The organism is Sanguibacter gelidistatuariae, from assembly GCF_900096585.1.
GTDB classification, from domain to species: domain Bacteria; phylum Actinomycetota; class Actinomycetes; order Actinomycetales; family Cellulomonadaceae; genus Sanguibacter; species Sanguibacter gelidistatuariae.
On the sequence record NZ_FMYH01000002.1, the window covers coordinates 603,039 to 623,334 of the forward strand.

General features: G+C 70.1%; 17 protein-coding genes. 6 read left to right on the forward strand and 11 right to left on the reverse strand.

What is annotated here, in order from left to right:
- Positions 1–72 precede the first annotated feature (72 nt).
- From BLQ50_RS07480 to BLQ50_RS07490, 3 genes are read right to left on the reverse strand one after another with little or no spacing between them, the layout of a single operon-like run.
- Positions 73–768 (reverse strand): response regulator transcription factor, encoded by a 696-nt coding sequence (locus BLQ50_RS07480; protein ID WP_093182454.1) that lies wholly within the window; start codon positions 766–768, stop codon positions 73–75.
- Complete coding sequence (locus tag BLQ50_RS07485) at positions 765–2,123, reverse strand: sensor histidine kinase (protein ID WP_093182455.1); 1,359 nt, start codon at positions 2,121–2,123, stop codon at positions 765–767. Before BLQ50_RS07485 ends, BLQ50_RS07480 begins: the two co-directional genes overlap by 4 nt.
- Before the next feature lie 57 nt (positions 2,124–2,180).
- The gene (locus BLQ50_RS07490) at positions 2,181–2,771 is read right to left on the reverse strand and encodes a DUF1697 domain-containing protein (RefSeq protein ID WP_093182457.1); all 591 of its coding nucleotides are present in this window, start codon (positions 2,769–2,771) and stop codon (positions 2,181–2,183) included.
- A gap of 145 nt (positions 2,772–2,916) precedes the next feature.
- Between BLQ50_RS07490 and BLQ50_RS07495 the strand changes: the two genes are divergently transcribed.
- Together BLQ50_RS07495 and phoH2 are read left to right on the forward strand one after the other, a co-directional pair.
- A complete protein-coding gene (locus BLQ50_RS07495) occupies positions 2,917–4,527 on the forward strand; it encodes a DHA2 family efflux MFS transporter permease subunit (protein WP_093182458.1) in 1,611 nt (536 codons plus the stop codon).
- Between the two features lie 148 nt (positions 4,528–4,675).
- The gene (phoH2, locus tag BLQ50_RS07500) at positions 4,676–5,995 is read left to right on the forward strand and encodes an RNA 5'-3' helicase PhoH2 (RefSeq protein ID WP_093182459.1); all 1,320 of its coding nucleotides are present in this window, start codon (positions 4,676–4,678) and stop codon (positions 5,993–5,995) included.
- 1 nt (position 5,996) lies between these two features.
- Here the strand turns inward: phoH2 and BLQ50_RS07505 are convergent, their stop codons facing one another.
- Entirely contained in the window at positions 5,997–7,340 is a 1,344-nt protein-coding gene (locus BLQ50_RS07505) for an FUSC family protein (RefSeq protein ID WP_139185771.1), read from the reverse strand.
- Between the two features lie 121 nt (positions 7,341–7,461).
- On the opposite strand from BLQ50_RS07505, the gene BLQ50_RS07510 reads away from it, so the two are divergent.
- Entirely contained in the window at positions 7,462–7,950 is a 489-nt protein-coding gene (locus BLQ50_RS07510) for a MarR family winged helix-turn-helix transcriptional regulator (RefSeq protein ID WP_217629121.1), read from the forward strand.
- Between the two features lie 56 nt (positions 7,951–8,006).
- On the opposite strand, the gene BLQ50_RS07515 is transcribed toward BLQ50_RS07510, so the two are convergent.
- The 5 genes from BLQ50_RS07515 to xseA all read right to left on the reverse strand — a co-directional run bounded on the left by BLQ50_RS07515 (position 8,007) and on the right by xseA (position 12,851).
- A complete protein-coding gene (locus BLQ50_RS07515) occupies positions 8,007–9,428 on the reverse strand; it encodes a class II fumarate hydratase (RefSeq protein ID WP_093182464.1) in 1,422 nt (473 codons plus the stop codon).
- Between the two features lie 114 nt (positions 9,429–9,542).
- Positions 9,543–10,193, reverse strand: coding sequence for a carbonic anhydrase (locus tag BLQ50_RS07520; protein WP_093182465.1), 651 nt, complete (start codon positions 10,191–10,193; stop codon positions 9,543–9,545).
- A gap of 109 nt (positions 10,194–10,302) precedes the next feature.
- A complete protein-coding gene (locus BLQ50_RS07525) occupies positions 10,303–11,244 on the reverse strand; it encodes a carbohydrate kinase family protein (protein WP_093182467.1) in 942 nt (313 codons plus the stop codon).
- A 7-nt stretch (positions 11,245–11,251) separates the two neighbouring features.
- A complete protein-coding gene (locus tag BLQ50_RS07530; RefSeq protein ID WP_093182468.1) occupies positions 11,252–11,521 on the reverse strand; it encodes an exodeoxyribonuclease VII small subunit in 270 nt (89 codons plus the stop codon).
- A gap of 31 nt (positions 11,522–11,552) precedes the next feature.
- The gene (gene xseA / locus BLQ50_RS07535; RefSeq protein WP_093182470.1) at positions 11,553–12,851 is read right to left on the reverse strand and encodes an exodeoxyribonuclease VII large subunit; all 1,299 of its coding nucleotides are present in this window, start codon (positions 12,849–12,851) and stop codon (positions 11,553–11,555) included.
- A gap of 165 nt (positions 12,852–13,016) precedes the next feature.
- Here xseA and BLQ50_RS07540 point away from each other — a divergent pair, with 165 nt between their 5' ends.
- Both BLQ50_RS07540 and BLQ50_RS07545 read left to right on the forward strand, forming a co-directional pair.
- A complete protein-coding gene (locus tag BLQ50_RS07540) occupies positions 13,017–14,054 on the forward strand; it encodes a 4-hydroxy-3-methylbut-2-enyl diphosphate reductase (RefSeq protein WP_245700977.1) in 1,038 nt (345 codons plus the stop codon).
- 56 nt (positions 14,055–14,110) lie between these two features.
- A complete protein-coding gene (locus BLQ50_RS07545) occupies positions 14,111–14,899 on the forward strand; it encodes a DUF4232 domain-containing protein (RefSeq protein ID WP_139185772.1) in 789 nt (262 codons plus the stop codon).
- Between the two features lie 194 nt (positions 14,900–15,093).
- Here BLQ50_RS07545 and BLQ50_RS18600 read toward each other — a convergent pair whose 3' ends face one another.
- Positions 15,094–17,058 (reverse strand): HNH endonuclease signature motif containing protein, encoded by a 1,965-nt coding sequence (locus tag BLQ50_RS18600; RefSeq protein ID WP_175559065.1) that lies wholly within the window; start codon positions 17,056–17,058, stop codon positions 15,094–15,096.
- 676 nt (positions 17,059–17,734) lie between these two features.
- Here BLQ50_RS18600 and BLQ50_RS07555 point away from each other — a divergent pair.
- A complete protein-coding gene (locus BLQ50_RS07555) occupies positions 17,735–19,279 on the forward strand; it encodes a hypothetical protein (RefSeq protein WP_093182473.1) in 1,545 nt (514 codons plus the stop codon).
- Between the two features lie 97 nt (positions 19,280–19,376).
- On the opposite strand, the gene cysM is transcribed toward BLQ50_RS07555, so the two are convergent.
- On the reverse strand, positions 19,377–20,294 hold the full coding sequence (gene cysM / locus BLQ50_RS07560; RefSeq protein WP_093182475.1) for a cysteine synthase CysM: 918 nt from the start codon (positions 20,292–20,294) through the stop codon (positions 19,377–19,379).
- Positions 20,295–20,296: the final 2 nt, after the last annotated feature.

A 20,296-nucleotide genomic window follows, 5' to 3' on the forward strand; every position in this document is an offset into this window, starting at 1 on the left:
GTTGTGAAGTGCGTCACACGGGCGTGTCGTGGAGGCGTTACTGCGGCGTGACCTGCGGTCACGCGGGGCGTGCTACCGCTCGGCCTCGTAGGCGAGCAGCGCGAGCTGGATCCGGTTGGAGAAGTCCAGCTTGGTCAGGGCGCTGGAGATGTGCGACTTCACCGTGCCCATCGACAGGAACAGTGTCTGGGCGATCTCGGTGTTGGTCATCCCGCGCGCGACGGCGTTCGCGACGTCGCGCTCGCGGGCACTGAGCACGGCGAGCTGGGTATGGGCCGCCAGGGCGCGTTCGGAGACTGCGGGCCCCGCATCGGGCTCGGAGACGGCGTGCCTCGTGCCGGTCGGCGCGACATTCGTCGCCTGGTCGATGAGCACCTGCATGACAGCGGGGGAGAGCACCGGCTCGCCGTCGGCCGCGCGACGCACCGCGTCGACGATCTCCTCCGGCGGGGTGTGCTTGAGCAGGTACCCGGAGGCGCCCGCCCGCAGTGCGGCGAGGATCATGTCGTCCCCGCCGAAGGTCGTCAGCACGATGACCTGAGGCCCGCAGGGGCTCGCGGACAACGCCCGGGTCGCGGCGATGCCGTCCATGACGGGCATCCGGATGTCCATGAGCACGACGTCGGGGCTCAGCTCCGTCACGGCGCCGGCCACGAGCGTCCCGTCGGCCACCTCGCCAACCACCTCGATGTCGTGGGCCCCGCCGAGCATGAGTCGCAGGCCGGAGCGGACGAGGGCGTCGTCATCGACGATAAGGGTGCGGATCATGCTCGCCACGGTAGCCGCACGCGGAGCCGGAACGCGCCGCCGCGAATCTCATGCCCAAGGGTCCCGCCTTCGATCGCCACCCGCTCCGCCAGTCCGGCGAGGCCCGCCCCAGCCCCGGGGATATCCGACTCGACCGCGTCGATCGGCACGACGTTCGTGATGACGAGGTCGATCCCCGCGGCGACCTCACCCCGGAGCGTGACGTTGACCAGGGCGGACGGGGCGTGCTTGCGGGCGTTGGTGAGGCCCTCCTGGACCACCCGGTAGACCGTGCGCTGCAGCTGAGGTCGGGTGCCCTCGAGGCCGGGCGCGTCGATCTCCAGATGAATCTGCTGGCCCGCAGCCCGGGCCTCGGCGACGAGCGTGGCCAGGTCGCCGATCGTGGGCTGTGGTGCCGCCGTGCCGACGTGCGGCGACGACCCCGGCTGGGCGAGGGGGGCGTCCTCGACGCCCCCCTCGCTGCGCAGCACCGTGAGCACCTCCCGGAGCTCCTCGAGCGCCTGGTGGGCGTTCTCCCGGATCACCGCCACGGCAAGGTGCACCTCGGAGGCGGTCAGGGCCGAGGCTGTGCCGGCCTCGCCCTGGCGGGTGCGGTACTCGAGGGCGCCGGCATGCACGGAGAGCAGGGAGATCCGGTGGGCGAGGACGTCGTGCATCTCCCGGGCGATGAGCTCGCGCTCGGCGCGGCGGGCGTCCTGGAGCAGGAGTCCGTGCTCGCGTCGCTCCTGGTCGGCGCTCGCCCGCAGGCTCAGCACGAGCTGGCGCCGCGCCCGCACGGCGATGCCCCAGGCGAGGATCGCCAGCAGCATGAGCGTCCCGAAGATGAGGGATCCGAGGAAGCTTGTGGAGTCGTCCGGACGGAGCCGCCCGTAGACGAGGCTTGCGGGGACGTTCAACAGTCCGAGCGGCACCGAGATCGGCCACGGACGATGCACCGCGAGGGTGAAGACGATGACGAGCGCCGCGCCGCTGGACGTGATGGAGAAGGTCCCCGCGAGCACAGCGAGGACGGCGAGGGTGACCGGCAGACGTCGGCGCCACCACAGCGCAAGGCACAGCAGCGCGCCTACGACAGGATCGACGACGTCGAGCAAGATCGAGGAGGAGTGGATGGCCGGGGCCGCCATACCGATCCCGTTGTCGACCTGAGACGTCACCTCGAAGGTCGACGCGGCATTGATGTGCAGGCTGGCCAGCCACAACAAGGCGGCGAAGAGGAAGAAGGCGATGTCGACCGCCCAGTCCCGGGGCGTCCGTCGGAACCGGGGCTGGCCATAGGCCGCGCTGTCGGCGCGCGCGATCTGACCGGGGAGGGCCCACCGGGCGTCGATGAGTGGACCGTCGCTGACCTGCATGCCGCCAGCCTACGGACCCGGCCATGGCCGGCGCGACGGCCGTTCGGCCGAATGTGGTCAGTCGATCGGCTGACCGATGCTCTCCCTGTCGGCGAGCAGCTCGCGAAGCTTGAGCACGGTGTTCCAGTTCCGCGCGGTCCCGTCGCTCCCGACTGCGCGTCGGAGGAAGGCGGGGGTGAGTTTGCTCGTTCCCGCGCCGCCCGGGTAGTGGGCGATTCCGACGCCGCCAGCCCAGACCATCCGTTCCGGAAAGCCCGTGAGATCAATTGCGGCGAGCCGCTCGGGGTCGGGTGGATCGAGATAGAACGTCACGAGGACCTTCGACGGCTCGGTGGCGCTCTCCTGCGGGAAGGGGTTCGCCGCCACGACCGCATCCAGGTCGGCGTGGGTGACGACGACGACGTCCACCTCGAGCCCGAGCCGGGAGCCCAGCTCGTCCCGGACGAGGCGCGCCGCGTCGTCGGCCGTGGAGCAGGCGGCGGCGGGCGTCCCTGGGCGGCCCGCGCCCAGCACGAGATTCCCGCTGTTGAGGAGTGTCGCCGGGGCCTCGAAGCCGGCGTCCGTCCCGATCGCGCGCAGGACCGCGGCCGGGACCGAACGATTCCCACCGACGTTGACGCCCCTGAGCAGCGCTGCATATGCGGTCATGGCAACCACGCTAGCCGTGACCTGTGACACGCAGGCCCGTCGCCGGGCGCCCCGCCGGATGTCGGCGGCGGAATATAGGCTGCTCAACAGTCGTTAGTCACCACGCGCGCACGCGCCACCCTCGGACCTCACGCAAGGATTTGTCATGAGCGCACCCACCGCGGCCGGCGCGCCGGCCGTCGTCGACCTGCACGGAAAGACGCCGTGGAGCGTGCTGCCGGCCCTGCTGCTCGGCTTCTTCATGATCATGGTCGACACGACGATCGTGAACATCGCTGTCCCGACCCTGGTCGAGACCTTCGATGTGGGGCTCTCTGCCGTGGCGTGGGTCACGAGCGCCTACCTGCTCACCTACGCCGTGCTGCTGCTGGTCACGGGGCGGCTGGGGGACCGGTACGGGCCCAAGAACGTCTTCATCATCGGCCTGGTCGTCTTCACCCTGAGCTCCCTGTGGTGCGGGCTCTCGGGCAGCATCGCCATGCTCATCATCGCCCGCGCGGTCCAGGGCGTCGGCGCCGCGCTCATGACGCCCCAGACCATGGCGATCATCACCCGGGTCTTCCCGCCGCACCAGCGCGGCGCGGCCATGGGTGTCTGGGGCTCGGTCGCCGGCATCGCGACCATCACGGGGCCGGTCCTGGGCGGGCTGTTCGTCGAGACGCTCGGGTGGGAGTGGATCTTCTTCGTCAACATCCCGGTCGGGCTCGTCGCGCTGTTCTTCGCCTTCCGGTCGCTGCCGGCGCTGGCCACGAACAAGAAGTCCTTCGACCTCCTCGGAGTTGCGCTGTCGGTCGTCGGCCTGGCCGCGCTCGTCTTCGGTGTCCAGGAAGGGGAGTCCTACGACTGGGGCGAGGTCTGGGGTCCGATCACGGTTCCGATGATCATCGGCTTCGGCGCCCTGGTGATTGCCGGGTTCATCTACTGGCAGCACCGGCTCGGCGCGGACGCGCTGCTGCCGCTGAGCCTCTTCCACCACCGCAACTTCTCCCTGGCGAACGTGTCCGGGATGGCCGTCTCCTTCGCGATGATCGGGATCTTCTTCCCGTTGACCATCTTCCTGCAGACGACCCTGGGCCTCTCGCCCCTGCGCGCCGCGATGATCGCGCTGCCCGGCTCGCTCGTCTCGGGTGTCGTGGCGCCCTTCGCCGGTCGGCTCTCCGACCGGGTGCCGGCGAAGTGGGTCATGGTGACCGGCTTCGCCTCGCTCGCACTGTCCACCCTCTGGCTCCACGCGGTCATGGCCCCGGGGATCTCACCCTGGGTGATCGTCGGACCGATGGTGCTCTTCGGCTTCGGCACGGGGTGCGTCTTCTCCCCGATGGCCAGCCTGGCCACGGCCGGGCTGGACCACACGACGGCCGGGGCGGGCGCCGGCGCGTTCAACACCACCCGCCAGGTGGGCGGCGTGATCGGCTCCGCCGCGATCGTCGCGATGCTCCAGGGGCGCCTCGCGGTCACCCTGCCCGACGCCGCACGCGAGGCCGCAGCCATCCTTCCGCAGGAGTTCCGCGCGGCTTTCATCGACGGCTTCGCCGCCGCCGGAGGGTCGTTCACCGGGGGCGGGAGCGGTGTCACGGCGCCCGAGGGGGTGCCGGCTGACACGGCGCAGAAGATCGCGGAGGCCGGTGCCAGCGCGTTCAACACCGGGTTCGCGACCGCTGCAGGCCAGACCATGCTTCTTGTGGCAGCCGTGCTCGTGGTCGGCATGATCGCCGGGATCGCCATGCGCCGTGACTCCGGTCATGTCTCGGCGTGAGTATCTGGCAGGTGAACGCGAGGTGACATTTTTGCTACATGTTGTGGCTGCCGTGGCGACAGGAACTACATGGGCGTAGTTTCCAGGTGACGGACGACATCAGCGTCGTCCACTCACCTAGGCGCACCCGCGCCGGAGGGAGCCTGTTGTGGCAGCTCGTCGAACCTTTGTGCTGGATACGTCGGTCCTGCTCTCGGACCCGACCGCTCCGCTGCGTTTTGCTGAGCATGACGTCGTCCTCCCGATCGTTGTCATCTCCGAGCTCGAGGCCAAGCGCCACCACGCCGAGCTCGGGTACTTCGCCCGCGGCGCGCTGCGCATGCTCGACGACCTCCGAGTGGTCCACGGTGGCCTGAGCGCGCCGATCCCGGTGGGGGACGCGGGCGGGACGCTGCGGGTCGAGCTCAACCACACCGACCCGCGCGGGCTCCCGGACGGGTTCCGGCTCGGGGACAACGACACCCGCATCCTCGCCGTCGCGGCTAACCTCGCGGCTGAGGGTGCGGACGTCACAGTCGTCTCCAAGGACCTGCCGATGCGGGTCAAGGCCTCCGCCGTGGGACTGTCCGCCGAGGAGTACCGGGCCGAGCTGGCCGTGGACTCCGGGTGGACCGGGATGGGCGATCTCGCCCTCGCGGAGGAGCAGATGGTGGCCCTGTGGGAGAACGAGTCCCTCGAGCTGGCGAGCCTGGACGCGGCGGCCCTCGAGGCCGTCGCCCCGACCCTGTGCCACAAGGGGCTCGTGCTGCACTCCCCGCGTGGGTCTGCCCTGGGCCGCGTGACCGCGGACAAGCACCTGCAGCTCGTCCGCGGCGACCAGGAGGTCTTTGGGCTGCGTGGGCGCTCGGCCGAGCAGCGGGTCGCGATCGACCTGCTCATGGACGACTCGATCGGGATCGTCTCCCTCGGCGGTCGGGCCGGCACCGGAAAGTCGGCGCTGGCGTTGTGCGCCGGGCTCGAGGCGGTCCTGGAGAAGCGCAAGCACCGCAAGATCATGGTCTTCCGACCGCTCTACGCGGTCGGCGGTCAGGAGCTCGGCTACCTGCCGGGTTCCGAGGCGGAGAAGATGAACCCGTGGGCTCAGGCCGTCTTCGACACCCTGGGCGCGGTCGTCAGCCGGGAGGTGATCGAGGAGATCATGGAGCGCGAGATCCTCGAGGTGCTGCCCCTCACGCACATCCGCGGCCGGTCGCTGCACGACGCCTTTGTCATCGTCGACGAGGCGCAGTCCCTCGAGCGCAATGTGCTGCTGACCGTCCTGTCGAGGATCGGGCAGTCCTCACGCGTGGTGCTGACCCACGACGTCGCCCAGCGCGACAACCTGCTCGTGGGCCGTCACGACGGCGTGGCCGCCGTGATCGAGGCGCTCAAGGGCCACCCGCTGTTCGCGCACGTGACGCTCACCCGGTCCGAGCGTTCCCCGGTCGCCGCGCTCGTCACCGAGATGCTCGAGCGCATCGAGGTCTGAGTCACGCCCGCCGTGGTCGCCGCGGCGTCCAGGTGTCGTGCACCAGGATCGTCAGGAGCACGCCGACGAGCGCCCCGAGCGCGGTGGTCAGCCCGCGGTCGAGGGCGAGCTGACCGCCGGAGTGGTCTCCGAAGGACGTCATGAGCAGCGCCATCGGGGTGATCGTGAGCATGGCCAGCGCATACTGCCGGGCCACGATCACCTCCGTGACGACCTGCAGCGCGACGACCACGGCCACGATCCACCAGAAGCTCAGGTCGGCCTCGAGCAGCGGCCAGGCCAAGAGAGCGCCGACCGCGGTCCCGACGGCGCGCTGGATCGCGCGCGGCGTCGTGGTGTGGATGTGACTACCCTGCAGGGTCGAGGCCGCCCCGATCGCCGCCCACGACGGGTGACCCCAGCCGAGCGCGTGAGCGAGGAAGGACGCGGCGATCGCGGCGACGGTGATCCGCAGGGCGGGTACGGTGAGCTCGCCCGTGGCACGGGAGGCTCGGAAGGCCGAGCGGACGGTGCGACGCGCCGGAAGGGCGGCGGAGACCGGCGGCGTGGTCGTGGCCGAACTTGGCACCGGGCGGCTGTTGTTCTCGTGCTCGGCGAGCGCGCGGGCAAGTTCGTGGGCCATCGGTGCGGTCCGCCGGTGGGAGGCGTCGTCGGCCAGGACGTCCCGGGCGAGGGCCACACGCGCTTCGTCGAAGGTCGCCGGTGCCAGGGCGCGACGTACGGCGAGCAGCGCGGGGGCCGAGGGGCGCACGAGGTATCCCGACATGCAGATCAGCCAGGCGAGTGCCGCGCCACCGAAGGCGAAGGCGGTCCGCAGGCCGATGTCGGAGAGCGAGGGGGAGCCGGAGACCGCGGCGCCGGCCGCGAAGATGACCATGATCGGCCCGGGTGGGCCGAATTTCAGTGCGAGGGCGACCAGGCTGGCCACACCGGCCAGCAGCCCCACGACGAGCAAAGACGCATATTCTGACCAGCCCAGATGTGGTCCGATCGAGGCCACGAGGATCGCCAGGGTGATCATCGCCCCGGCGATCGCGAGGACGGCCGCCCTCCGCCGATATGGCTCGTATCGGCCGTAGATCGAGGTCAGGGCGCCGAGAGAGGCGAAGCCGACCATCTCGGGGTGGGGGGAGAGGTGCCCCAGGGTGAGTGCGAGGCAGACGGCGAGCCCGGCGCGCAGGGCGGCGGCGACCGTCGCGTCGGCCGGGTGGATCTTCAGGGCCGCGCGCGTGTGCTCGGGGGACAGGACGGACCGTACGGCGTGATGGCGCGGTCCGCGCCTGGGGCCTGGCGCCGCGGGGTGCGGTCCGTCGGACGGGGTGCTGGCGGCGTCATGAGCAGGCACGGAGAGCGGCACGTCCTTTCAGGGAGGACGGCAGCAGGCCCCGGGGGGTGCCTGCTGCCGATATACTTCACAAGTAGTTTACTCGTGAAATAATTCCGGAGCGACCCAAGGGGAGATGCAGGTGGACTTTGCCGAGCGTGCTGCGAGCGAGTGGGCGCTGCGATACCCCGACCTCGACTCCTCCCACATCCTCGTGGTCGGGCGGATCTTGCGGATCGCGGCCGCGGTGACGGCGGGCAGCGAGGTCGATCTGGCCCCGCACGGGCTCACCCGGGGTGAGTTTGACGTGCTGTGCGCGCTGCGGCGGTCCGGCCGACCGCTGCGTCCGGGGGAGATCACGACGGTGACCGGAGCCTCGCCCGCGGCGATCACCAAGCGCCTCGACCGGCTGGCCCGGGCCGGCCTGGCGGGGCGCGTGCCGTCCGAGCGCGACGGCCGGGTGGTGCACGTCTCCCTCACGAGGGCGGGCGACGACCTCGTCGACGAGATCTTCCCCGCGCACGTGGCGCGCGAGGCGGTTGCGCTGGACGGGCTCGAGGATTCCGAACGCGACCAGCTGGGGGTGCTGCTGGCGCGGGTCCTCGCGCGACTCGACCCGCTGGAGTACTGACGTTGAAGAGCCCGACGCCGCATCGGCGTCGGGCTCTTCAACGCATCAGGAGTGCATCAGGCCTGCGGCGGCCGCGTCATCGCGAGCACGTCGAGGGCGCTGTCCAGCTGCGCCTCGGTGACCTCGCCGCGCTCGACGAAGCCGAGGTCGATGACGGCCTCGCGGACCGTCAGGCCCTTCTTGACCGAGTGCTTGGCCACCTTGGACGCGGCCTCGTAGCCGATGACGCGGTTGAGCGGTGTCACGATGGACGGGGAGGACTCGGCCAGCGCACGGGCCCGCTCGACGTTGGCGGTGATGCCGTCGACCGTCTTGTCCGCGAGCAGGACGCTCGCGTTGGAGAGAAGGCGGATCGACTCGAGCACGCCGAGGGCGATCACCGGGATCTGCACGTTGAGCTCGAAGGAGCCGCTCGCGCCGGCCCAGGCGACGGTCGCGTCGTTGCCGATCACGCGCGCCGCGACCATGAGAACGGCCTCCGGGATGACCGGGTTGACCTTGCCGGGCATGATCGAGGAGCCCGGCTGCAGGTCGGGGATGGCGATCTCGCCGAGGCCCGTGTTGGGGCCCGAGCCCATCCAGCGCAGGTCGTTGCAGATCTTCGTCAGGGAGACCGCCACGCCGCGCAGCGCGCCGGAGAGCTCGACCAGACCGTCCCGGCCGGACTGCGCCTCGAAGTGGTTGCGGGCCTCGGTCAGCGGCAGGCCGGTGTCCTCGACGAGGAGGGCGATGACGCGCTGGGGGAAGCCGGCCGGGGTGTTGATGCCCGTGCCCACGGCGGTCCCGCCGAGGGGGACCTCGGCGGCGCGCGGCAGCGCCGACTCGAGGCGCTCGATACCGTAGCGCACGGCGGCCGCGTAGCCGCCGAACTCCTGGCCGAGGGTGACCGGCGTCGCGTCCATGAGGTGCGTGCGGCCGGACTTCACGACGGTCACGAACTCCGCCGCCTTGGCCTCCAGGCTGATGGCCAGGTGGGCGAGGGCCGGGATGAGGGAGCCGACGACGCCGGCCGTGGCGGCGACGTGGACCGACGTCGGGAACACGTCGTTGGAGGACTGCGAGGCGTTCACGTGGTCGTTGGGGTGCACCTCGCGGCCCAGGGACCTGGTCGCGAGCGTCGCGATGACCTCGTTGGCATTCATGTTCGACGACGTGCCGGAGCCCGTCTGGAACACGTCGAGCGGGAAGTGCTCGTCGTATCCGCCCTGGGCGACGGCGTCGGCCGCGGCGACGATCGCCTCGGCGACGTCGGCCTCGAGCACGCCGAGCTCGGCGTTCGCGCGAGCGGCGGCCTTCTTGACGCGGGCGAGGGCCTCGATGTGGCTGCGCTCGAGCGGCGTGCCGGAGATGGGGAAGTTCTCGACGGCGCGCTGGGTCTGGGCACGGTAGAGCGCGGCCGCGGGGACGCGGACCTCGCCCATCGTGTCGTGCTCGATCCGGAACTCGCCGGTGACATCGGTGTCAGGTGTGGAAGTCATGGGTCCATCGTGCCGCACCGGAGGCCCAGATATTGCCTGCGCGCCCCGTGACCTTGGCCGCAGCGCCCTGTGTGGGCCTGGGTGTGGGGCCGGTGGCCCCACACCTGGCGCACGCTACACGTCGAGCGGGACGTCCCCGATGTCGCCGATGACCTCGACCAGCCGGGCGCTGCCGTCCTCGAGGTCGTACTCCACACCGACGATCGCGCAGCGGCCCTCGGCCACGGCCTTGGCGATGGCAGCGGAGTAGGAGTGCAGCATCGACATCGTGTGGCGCACGTGCTCGCGGCGCAGGACGTCGGTGTCGAGGGAGACGAATCCGCCGCCCTCGGCCGAGGTGAGGCTGACGATTGACGGGATCACCCGGTCGGTGACGGCGCGGATGAAGCCGTTCGGCTGTTCGCCCGTGGTCAGTGCGTGCACGGCTGCGGCGATCGCCCCGCAGTTGTCGTGCCCGAGCACGACGATGAGCTGGGTGTCGAGGATGTCGACGCCGTACTCGATCGACCCGATGACGGTCGTGTCGAGCACGTGCCCGGCGGTGCGGACCACAAACACGTCGCCGAGCCCCTGGTCGAAGATGATCTCGGCGGCGACCCGCGAGTCCGAGCAGCCGAAGACGAGTGCGAAGGGGTTCTGGGACACCTTGAGCTGTTCACGACGGTCGAAGCCCTGCGACGGGTGGGCCATCTCACCGGCGATGAAACGGTTGTTCCCGGCGCGGAGCTCGGCCCAGGCAGCAGCGGGGGAGACGTGGTGGGGCATGATGATCCGTCCTGTCAGTACGGTCGAGACCGCCGGTGGCTGCACACGTGATGCTTGTGAGCATAGGCAGAAGCCGGGCCGGTGATGCGTGGCGTCCAGATTCGCGGCCTCAGCCCAGCTCGGCCAGCCGCGGCGGGTTCGCCCCGGCTCGGGACACGGTGATCGCCGCGACCTGGACGCACTGCTCGAGCACGCCCTGCAGCACGTCGGAATTGATGGCTGCCAGGGCCCGACGCTTCGCAGCGCCGAGCAGGTCGGCGCTCCACAGGCCGTTGATGAGGGCACCCATGAAGGAGTCTCCCGCGCCGACGGTGTCGGCGACGGTGACGGACGGGGCCTTGACCTCGAGGCGGGAGGTCGCGGTGTAGGCGACCGCACCCTCGCCGCCGTAGGTCACCACGACGATCGCCGGACCGGAGCGCTGCCACGTGGTGGCGATGACGGACAGGTCCGCGCCCGGGTACAGCCAGAGCAGGTCTTCGTCACTGACCTTGACGACGTCGGCGGCATGCACGAGCGCCTCGATCAGGGGCCGGGCGTGGGCGGGGGACCCCATGAGGGTCGGCCGTACGTTCGGGTCGTAGGTGATCGTCGCGCGGTGCCGGACGCTCTCCACGATCTTGCGGACCGCGGTGGCCCCGGGTTCGAGAACCGCCGCGATCGATCCCGTGTGCACCACGACCGTGCCCTCGGGCACCACGGCGTTCTTCGTGAGGTTCCACTCCAGGTCGAACTCGTAGGTCGCGGCCCCGTCGGCGCCGAGCCGAGCGGTGGCCAGGGACGTCGAGGCGGCCCCGTCGCTGCCGGAGGCGAGGGCCACGTGGGAGCCGGCCAGCCACTTGCGGATGAGGTCGCCGTAGGCGTCTGACCCGATCCAGGTGAGCAGCTCGGCCCGGCGCTGCAGGCGCCCCAGCGTGAGTGCCACGTTCGCGGGGCTGCCGCCCGGGTGCTCATCGATGCTGCCGTCGGCGCGGTGGACCACGTCGATGAGCGCCTCTCCGATGAGCAGGGCGGTGGCCTCGGGCGGGGTGGGCTGCGTGCGGGGTGCCATGAGAGTCCTACTCGTCGTCGGTGTCGGTAGAGGTCGTTGCGGTGGCGCCGGCCCGAGCGCCGGAGCGGGCGGCGTCGAGCTTCTCGCGCGCGCCGTCGAGCCATTCCTGGCAGCGCGCGGCCAGGGCCTCGCCGCGCTCCCAGAGCGCGAGGCTCGCCTCGAGCGGCTCGCCGCCCGTCTCGAGGCGAGAGACGACCTGCACCAGCTCGTCGCGGGCCTGCTCATAGGTGAGGTCGGCGATGTCGGCGCCGAGGGCGGCCGTGGGGTCGATGGGCATGGGAGTAGTAAACCAACTCTCTCAGTGTTTCTTAGCGGGCGGTCGCGGCGATCTCGCCGCTTGCTAGTCGGATCCGGAGCGCGTCGCCGGTGGTCACGTCGTCGGGCGAGCGCACCACGTCACCGCCGGGACCTTGCACGACGGCGTAGCCACGCTCGAGCGTGGCGGCGGGGGACAGTGCTCGCACCTGGGCGCCGAGCCGGTCGACGGTCGATGCCGCGTTCAGGAGCAGACGGTCGAGCCGGCTCCGCGCGTCGTCGAGCAGAGCCGTGACCTCGCGGTCGCGGGAGTCGATCATCGTCTGCGGGGCCGCGAGCACCGGACGTGAGCGCAGCGAGTCGAGCCCTGCCTGCTCGTGCGTGACGCGCCCTGTGATCGCGCCGCGGATGCGGACCAGCGCCTGGGTGATCCGCGCCCGCTCCTCGCTGACGTCGGGGACGATGCGCCGCGCGGCGTCGGTCGGGGTCGAGGCGCGGTAGTCGGCGACCAGGTCGAGCAGCGGTGAGTCGGTCTCGTGGCCGATCGCGCTGACCAGCGGCGTGCGGCAGGCCGCCGCGGCCCGCACGAGCGCCTCGTTGCTGAACGGCAGCAGGTCCTCGACCGCCCCGCCGCCACGAGCGACGACGATCACCTCGACGTCGGGGTGGGCGTCGAGCTCTGCGATCGCTGCGCTGACCTGCGGCACGGCGGCGACGCCCTGGACCGCGACCTCTCGGATCTCGAAGCGCACCTGGGGCCAGCGCGCGCGGGCGTTGACGACGACGTCGTGCTCGGCCTTCGACTCCCGCCCGCAGATCAGCCCGACCACCCGGGGCAGGAACGGCAGCGGCCGCTTGCGGGACACGTCGAAGAGGCCCTCCGCAGCGAGGAGCCGCTTGAGGTGCTCGATCCGCGCGAGCAGCTCGCCGATCCCGACCGGCTTGAGCTGGTCCGCCTGGAGCTGGAAGGACCCGCGCTTGGCCCAGAACGTCGGCTTTGCATGCACGACGACGTGCGCGCCCTCCTCGAGCGGGGCGCCGACGGCGTCGAGCACCTTGGCGTAGACCGAGACCGGGAGGGACATGTCGGAGTCCGTGTCCCGCAGGGTGAGGAACGCCATACCTGCGCCGGGACGGCGGTTGAGCTGGACGATCTGCCCCTCGACCCACAGGGGCGCCATCCGGTCGATGTAGTCGCTGATCTTCGCCGACAGCAGGCGGACCGGCCACGGGTTCTCCGCCGTCGTGTCGGAGGCCTTGGCTGCGAGCGGCGCGCGCGGCGTCGCGGCGTCTGTCGGCGAGTCGGGGCTCGGGGGTGCTGTCGAAGGTGCCACGGCACTAGCCTGCCTCATGCCACTGACATCTCGGGACGGTGGCCGTGGTGAGCTGGCTTCTGCGCGGCGTCGCCGGGTTCGGTGAGGGTGTCATGAAGCACCCTCGCGGACCCCGGTGTTCGGCGGCTCGTCGCTTAGACTGGCCGTGTGACGCCTACTCTCTCTGCAGCTGAGCAGCCCGCCGTGCCCGACCTGAGTGACAAGACTCCCGAGCAGCCCAAGCGCGTGCTGCTGGCCGCCCCGCGCGGCTACTGCGCCGGCGTCGACCGAGCGGTGATCGCGGTCGAGAAGGCCCTCGATCTGCATGGCGCTCCGGTCTACGTGCGCAAGGAGATCGTGCACAACAAGTACGTGGTGGAGACCCTCAGCGACCGCGGGGCGATCTTCGTCGACGAGACCGACGACGTCCCCGAGGGCAAGCTCGTGGTGTTCTCCGCCCACGGCGTCTCCCCAGCCGTCGTGGCCGCGGCGAAGGCGCGCAACCTGCAGACGATCGACGCCACCTGCCCGCTCGTGACCAAGGTGCACAAGGAAGCCGTGCGGTTCGCCGACGACGACTATGACATCCTGCTCATCGGCCACGCCGGTCACGAGGAGGTCGAGGGCACCGCGGGGGAGGCCCCCGCCCACATCCAGATCGTCAACTCGCCCGACGAGGTGGCTGGCGTCACGGTGCGCGACCCGGACAAGGTCGTGTGGATCTCCCAGACCACGCTGTCGGTCGACGAGACCATGGAGACGGTCCGCCGGTTGCGCGAGCGCTTCCCGACCCTGCAGGACCCGCCCAGCGACGACATCTGCTACGCGACCCAGAACCGTCAGGTCGCGGTCAAGAAGTTCGCTCCCGACTGCGACCTGGTGATCGTCGTCGGGTCGAAGAACTCCTCGAACTCGGTGCGCCTGGTCGAGGTGGCGCTGCACGCCGGGGCCCGCGCGTCGTACCTGATCGACTACGCGAAGGAGATCGACGAGGCATGGCTCGACGGTGTGCGGACCGTCGGGGTCACCTCCGGTGCGTCCGTGCCGGAGATCCTCGTCCAGGACGTGCTGGCCTACCTCGCCGATCGCGGCTACGGCACAGTTGAAGAGGTCCGCACCGCGACCGAAGACCTCATGTTCTCGCTGCCCCAGGAGCTGCGCGCGGACCTGAAGAAGGCCGGCATCGCGGAGCCGCGTCCCAAGCGTGGCCCCCGCGCCGAGCTCGCGGTCGAGGCGCTCTGACCACGCGAGCGCGATGACTGCCCGGTCGCGCTCTGGTGCAGGCTAGCCTCGACGTCGTGCCCTCCCGCAGCATGTCGTCGCCCCCCGCCCGTCCTCGCTCAGGTCGCAGGCTCCGCGCGACGTTTGCCCTGTCCGTCGCGGTCCTCGCCATCGGCGGATGCACGGCGACGGGCACAGCGGCTGGGACAGGCACAGCGACCGGCACGGAGTCAGCGACGCCTCCCACCGCAGTGACCGCCGCGCCGTCGAGCGTGCCCGGGTCGGCCGAGCTGGACCTCGCGCCCGGCTGGGACGAGCAGGGCGACGGCGAGATCCTGCCCGACGCCGACCTCACCCCCGGTGACCTCGCCGGCATGCTGCGCCTGCAGGCGACCGCGACCAGTACCTCGACGTCGTGCCGACCGGACACGGTCGCGCTCTCCCTGACCTTTGCCGATGCCGCCATGGGGCACCGCTACGGCGTCCTCGAGGTCGTGAACACCTCGTCTGTGGCGTGCAGCGTTCAGGGCTATCCGTGGATCGGCGCGCGCGGCGCCTGGGGCTCGTCGTTCCAGCTTGCGGCCGAGCAGCGTGACCCGATCGATCAGGCCGCGACGCAGGACCAGGTGATGCTCGCACCCGGAGCATCGGCGGTGGCGAACGTGGAATGGACGGGTGAGCTCGCCGGCGCCGAGTCGGAGCCGATCTCACTCCTGGTCCTACAGCTCACGTCCGACGGCGAGGCGACCGGTCATCCCGTGTCGGCGGAGTCGGCCGGGATAGGCGTGCCAGACACCGGCATCGACATCGGCATGATGACGACCGTGCGCATCGGTCCACTTCGGGCGGAGAGCGCAGAGGACTGAGGCCCGACGCGCCCTAGGCGCCCGGGCGCGGTCGAAGAGGTCCGCACCGCGACGGAGGTGTTCTTGTTCTGGCGATGCGTGGGCTGCTCCGGGCGGCGATCGTCGACCGAGGCGAGCGGGCCCAGGTGATCTAGTGGTTGGCGCGGTTGGCCGCGTCAAAGGAGATTGGGTGCTGCCGGGGCTGTGAAGCGCGGTCAGGCCGCGGGGTCGCCCGGGACGCTGGTGCCGGACTGGTAGCCGTCAACCTCATAGGTGCCCGGCGTGTGGATGGTCCAGCCGTTGTTGTAGGTCATGGCGATGTTCTCGCCGTCGACGCGGTGGTGATGGTGGCGGCAGAGCAGCGCCCCGTTGGAGGGTGTGGTCTCCCCACCATCAGCCCAGTGGCGGATGGCGTGGTGGATCTCGCAGACGTGGGGTGGCGCGTCACACCCTTCCCAGACGCAGTGCCGGTCGCGGGCGACGATCGCGCGGCGGTGCTCTTTGGTGAAGGTGCGTTTCGTGCGGGAGATGTTGAGGATTTGGGAGTCGGGTCCGAAGATGATCCGGGTGATCTCGGAGTCGCAGGCGATGCGTTTGAGGACCGTGTCGGGGATGGGGCCGGTGCCGTCTTCCCAGGTGGCGTAGCCGGCACGGAGGCGAGTTTCGAGGTCTTGCGGGGACCATCTCGGGGAGCCGGAGCCGGAGCCGGAGCCGGAGCCGGAGCCGGAGCCGGAGCCGGTATCGGGATGAGCCCCGGTGCCAGTCCCGGTGCAGTCCGTCCAGGAGCCGACTGCTCCGGTGCTGCCGCAGGTGTTGTCGTCGTTGTCGGTGGTGGTCTGGTCGTAGAGGCGGGTGAACTCTTCCCAGGTGATGTGCACCGACAGGTGGGGGCGGACGTTGGCGCCTTTGCCGGCGAGTCCGCCGTCCAGGACCAGGTGTGCCATCGCTCGCAGCCCGTCGACCTTGCGCAGGTCGCACAAGTGCAGGCTGTCAGCGGTGTCGTCCTCGGGATCAAGGTCGCCCGCGTGGTCACCTGCTGGTGGAACCCCGACCATCGCCCGCAGCGCGGTGTTGACCAGGTAGGCATCTTCGGTCGTGAGGAACCCGCTGACGTGCGCCCCGCCCAGCGTCGGGGAGATCTGCAGGAACTCCCGCTCGGCCGCGTCCTTGAACGCCTTGTCCTGGGCGATGGGGTCGGCGGCGATCGTGAAGCCTTTGACCAGCCGGTTGAACTCCTTCAGCCGCCACCCCGACCGTTCCAGGAGCCGCTCCTCCCACGTGCACACCGCGACGTCCGCGGACGGGTCGACGGCGACATCGCCGTCCGCCGAGGCGTCGGTGGGGGCCAGGGCATCGGCGGGCATGGTGTCAGCGAGGGCAGCGTCAGTGGACGCGCGGTCAGTGGGTGCGGTGTCGGCCAGTGCCTCGCGCAGTGCCTGCGTCGTGGTGGCCTTCACCATCGTCGCCACGTGCTCACCGGTGATCGTACCGGCCCGGGCCGCGGCGGCGGTGGCCGGCAGGTGCTCGCGCAGCGCCCGCGCGGCACCGACGGTCCGCTTCGCCAACCCGTCCGAGAGCCCTTCGGCCGCAGCCAGCCACGACGGGAACGAGTGCATCGTCTCTGCCGTCCACGACCCCTCGGCCTCGACCCGCCCGATGCACCCCAGGCGCTGCCCCTCCAACCGGCTCAGCGCGACGTGCACCCGGTGGGAGACCTCCGCCGCGACCGACCCCGGCAGGGAGGCCGGGTCCACCGACACGATCGCCGCGACCATCGCCTCCAACCCGTCCAGCTGCGCAAACAACCCCTCCGGCACGCCGCCGCCGGTGCCCGCGGTGCCGACGTCGCGGTCAGCGTCTTCGGCACCGGCCGTCGCCTTCGGTGCTGCGTGCCAGCCGCCGTCCGCAGGTGCTGCCTGCGCACACGGCGCCCCGCTCGCGGCGAGGGCGGCATAGGGAAGCGCATCTGTGGGCGCCTCTGTGAGGACCTCGTCCACCACGGTCGCTCCGGAGGTCGGGGCGTCCCAGACGAGCCGCTCGTGCGCGGCGCCCTTCGACCCAAGGTCCTCGGTGCCGGTCGGCCACCCCGTGCGGACGAGGTCCTCGAACGCCGCCTCGAAGCAGTCCGCGACCGCCGACCTCGGTGAACTCACCGGACCGGGCGCCACATCAGCCCACACGCCGGGAGTGAATTCAATGCGAACAACGACAGGCGCAGCACCACGAGGGAGTGAATTCATCGCCACCACGGCGCACCTCCAGCTACTGTCAATACTGCCCGATTGCCTATCTGCCAATTCTACCGATAGAACGGCCGTTCGGCAAGGCATTGCGAGATTTAGATGCGGGTGCTTGCGTCCCATGAATTGAGACCTTCAACTCCTGTTGGCGGTGAATCCAGTGCTCGGGATACCCGGCGCGTGTGGCCGTGCCGCGCGGTGCTGCCTACGCGTCTCATGGGATGCTGCGTCGTCGGGAAAGTGTCAACGTGTCGGTCGGAGGTGAGAACATCAGTCAGGCGGTAGCGGTGAATGGGCAATGGTCTAGAATTGCATTCCTTCGGCCCCGGCATCGGGATGCCGTCATGCCTATAGCGGCATCTGTCGATCGATATTCTCGGCTGGCAGACTCTGTCGACAGACGTCGCAGCAACCGTCCTTGTGACGGGCACTGTGACGCGCAGGGGACTGTCAGGGGTCGCCGGCCGGTCCCAACTTCTCGACGAGGGTGTGTCGACGCCTTGACACCAAGGGTTAGTGTCGTCGCGAATGTGCCTCCCGAGATGCAGACGTTGCAGCACGCATGCAGTGGATCACATCGCTCGACGGGACCTGATGACGCTGACGAAGGATGACCATGCTCGACGCTGACACCGTGACCCGCATTTCTCATCCAGGTGATGTGTTTGTGTTCCCCGTCGAACGGATCGGCCGGTACGGGGCGTGCCACGTCGTCGCGGTCGACGAGGAGAACCAGCTCGCGACGGTCGCCGTGCTCGCGTGGACCGGCACGCAGGTGCCGAGGGTCTCCGAGGTCGCCGGTGCGCCGCGAATGATCAAGGACTTCTACTTCTGGACCCCGCGAGAGGTGCTCTCGAACGTGCCGCTCGCGGTGCCTGAGCCGCTCATTCACATCGGGAGCCTCCCAGTGACCGGTGAGACCAAGTCGCAGTCGTACGGGTCCTGGGACGTCGGCCGCGACGTCGTGGGCCAGCACCGCTGGGATGCGAAGCCGCATGCTGTGACAGCCGCCTTCACGGCCGCGCTCACCCGCGACGAGACGATCCGCACACTGGGGCTCGTCTACGGCAGGGGCGGCGAGCAGTACGAGGCGAAGGTGGCGTCGGCGCGCAGCTTCAGCGACGACGCGGGCTACCGCATCCTCGAAGACTTCCGGTTGGAGGCGCTGCGCTCCTGGCCATTGCTCCATCAGCTCACCCTCCACTCCTGGCGGGACGACCTCGTGCCGTTCCTGGAATCGTCGGAGCTGGTGCACGATCTCACCCTCGACGGGCACGACCAACGGGAGCTTGATCTCTCCCGGACTCACCTCGGGCAGCTGTCCGTCGACGTCACAGGCCTGGAACGTCTTGTCGTGCCCAGCACTCTGGAGACGCTGATCCTTCGGGCCCACGTGCCAGGTGCACAGCCGTCGCTCGCGGTCGTCGCCGAGGACGGCGGCCGCTGGATCACGGTCAGGCTCACCAAGACCGTGCTGCCGGTTCGCGGGCTGGAGCGTGCTCGTGGCCTGAGCGTCCACCGGATCGGTGCGCTCGACCTGGAGGACGTCGTCGAGTATTTCCCGGAGGTCACCTGGCTGCACCTGTTCGGCTGTCCCGGGACGCTCGACCATCTTCCAGCGCTGACGAAGCTGGCGCGGCTTGAGACGCTGTGGCTGTGCGACCTGTTCGGCTACCCGGTCGAGGACGTCCCGAGTCCTCACGAGCTCCCCGCCCTTGTCAGTCTTGATCTCGATAGCATTCCAGCCGACGTCGCCGCCTACGTCCGTGGTGCGTACAAGAAAACACCTCGGGTGGTGCTGACAGTGCGCAAACCGCGCAAGCCAGAGTGGTTGGCCGAGAATATCGACTACCCGCTCCGTCACTGGGACGGGCAGGAGGAAATCCCTGCCATAGTCGCGAAGAAGGCGCGCACCGCATTCGTCGTCGCCCTGCGTCAGGTGCGTGACACAGATGCAGCGGCGCCGGAATTCACCACCTGTGTGACCGCGGCGGTCGAGGAATTCGTCGGAGTCGTCGCGATGCTGAATCGCAAGCACCACTTTCTCTATACCCTCGAGCGTGACGACGTGATCGACGCGGTAAACGTCCTCACGGCGGGCCTGCCGGCGCAGGCGAGACGCGCGCTCGAGCCGTTCGTGGAGGAAGCGCTGGACGACTGAGCGGGTTACTCAAGAGCAGCGTCGCTCAAGAGCAGCGTTACTCAATAGCGGCGTCACCCAGAGTGGGGACCCGGAACCGTGCCCAGCGCCCCCGCCCTCAGGCCGGAAAGACCCCAGTCGACAGATACCGGTCCCCGCGGTCGCACACGATGAACGCCACCGTCGCGCCAGCAACCTCGCTCGCCACCTCCAGAGCCACCGCGGCGGCCCCGCCGGACGAGATCCCCGCGAAGATCCCTTCCTGGCGGGCCAGCTCGCGGGCGGCCTCCTCAGCCCGGGCCTGGCTGACGTATCGGAGCTCGTCGATGTTTGTCGGGTCGTAGATCGCCGGCAGGTACTCCTGCGGCCACTTGCGGATACCGGGGATGCGCGAGCCCTCCTCGGGCTGCACCCCGATGACCTGGATCCCGGGGTTCTGTTCCTTGAGGTACCGCGCGGTCCCGGTGATGGTTCCGGTCGTGCCCATCGAGCTCACGAAGTGGGTGATCCGCCCGGCGGTGGCCGTCCAGAGCTCGGGTCCGGTCGACCGGTAGTGGGCCAGCGGGTTGTCCGTGTTCGCGAACTGGTTGAGGACCCGGCCCTCGCCGGCCTTCTCCATGGAGTCGGCCAGGTCGCGGGAGTGCTCCATCCCCTGCGCGTGCGGGGTCAGGATGAGGTCGGCGCCGTAGGCCTTCATGGTCTGGGCGCGCTCGACGGAGAGGTCGTCCGGCATGACGAGGATCATCCGGTAGCCCTTGATCGCCGCGGCCATCGCGAGGGCGATGCCGGTGTTCCCGCTCGTGGCCTCGATGAGTGTGTCGCCGGGGGCGATCTCGCCGCGTTCCTCGGCGCGCTCGATCATGAGCAGCGCCGGCCGGTCCTTGACCGACCCCGCGGGGTTGTTGCCTTCGAGCTTGGCCAGGACCGTGGTGCCGTGGCCGGCGCCCGAGGCCATCCGCTGGAGCCTGACCAGCGGGGTGTTCCCGATCGTGTCCGCCACGGTGAGGTAGGTCGGTTCGGTTGCTTCGGCGGACATGG

What these genes read in the sequence shown, in the direction of transcription:
- BLQ50_RS07480 (WP_093182454.1), bottom strand. Translation starts at nt 768, where the DNA reads ATGATCCGCACCCTTATCGTCGATGACGACGCCCTCGTCCGCTCCGGC.
- BLQ50_RS07485 (WP_093182455.1), bottom strand. Translation starts at nt 2,123, where the DNA reads ATGCAGGTCAGCGACGGTCCACTCATCGACGCCCGGTGGGCCCTCCCC.
- BLQ50_RS07490 (WP_093182457.1), bottom strand. Translation starts at nt 2,771, where the DNA reads ATGACCGCATATGCAGCGCTGCTCAGGGGCGTCAACGTCGGTGGGAAT.
- BLQ50_RS07495 (WP_093182458.1), top strand. Translation starts at nt 2,917, where the DNA reads ATGAGCGCACCCACCGCGGCCGGCGCGCCGGCCGTCGTCGACCTGCAC.
- BLQ50_RS07515 (WP_093182464.1), bottom strand. Translation starts at nt 9,428, where the DNA reads ATGACTTCCACACCTGACACCGATGTCACCGGCGAGTTCCGGATCGAG.
- BLQ50_RS07520 (WP_093182465.1), bottom strand. Translation starts at nt 10,193, where the DNA reads ATGCCCCACCACGTCTCCCCCGCTGCTGCCTGGGCCGAGCTCCGCGCC.
- BLQ50_RS07525 (WP_093182467.1), bottom strand. Translation starts at nt 11,244, where the DNA reads ATGGCACCCCGCACGCAGCCCACCCCGCCCGAGGCCACCGCCCTGCTC.
- BLQ50_RS07530 (WP_093182468.1), bottom strand. Translation starts at nt 11,521, where the DNA reads ATGCCCATCGACCCCACGGCCGCCCTCGGCGCCGACATCGCCGACCTC.
- xseA (WP_093182470.1), bottom strand. Translation starts at nt 12,851, where the DNA reads ATGAGGCAGGCTAGTGCCGTGGCACCTTCGACAGCACCCCCGAGCCCC.
- BLQ50_RS07555 (WP_093182473.1), top strand. Translation starts at nt 17,735, where the DNA reads ATGCTCGACGCTGACACCGTGACCCGCATTTCTCATCCAGGTGATGTG.
- cysM (WP_093182475.1), bottom strand. Translation starts at nt 20,294, where the DNA reads ATGTCCGCCGAAGCAACCGAACCGACCTACCTCACCGTGGCGGACACG.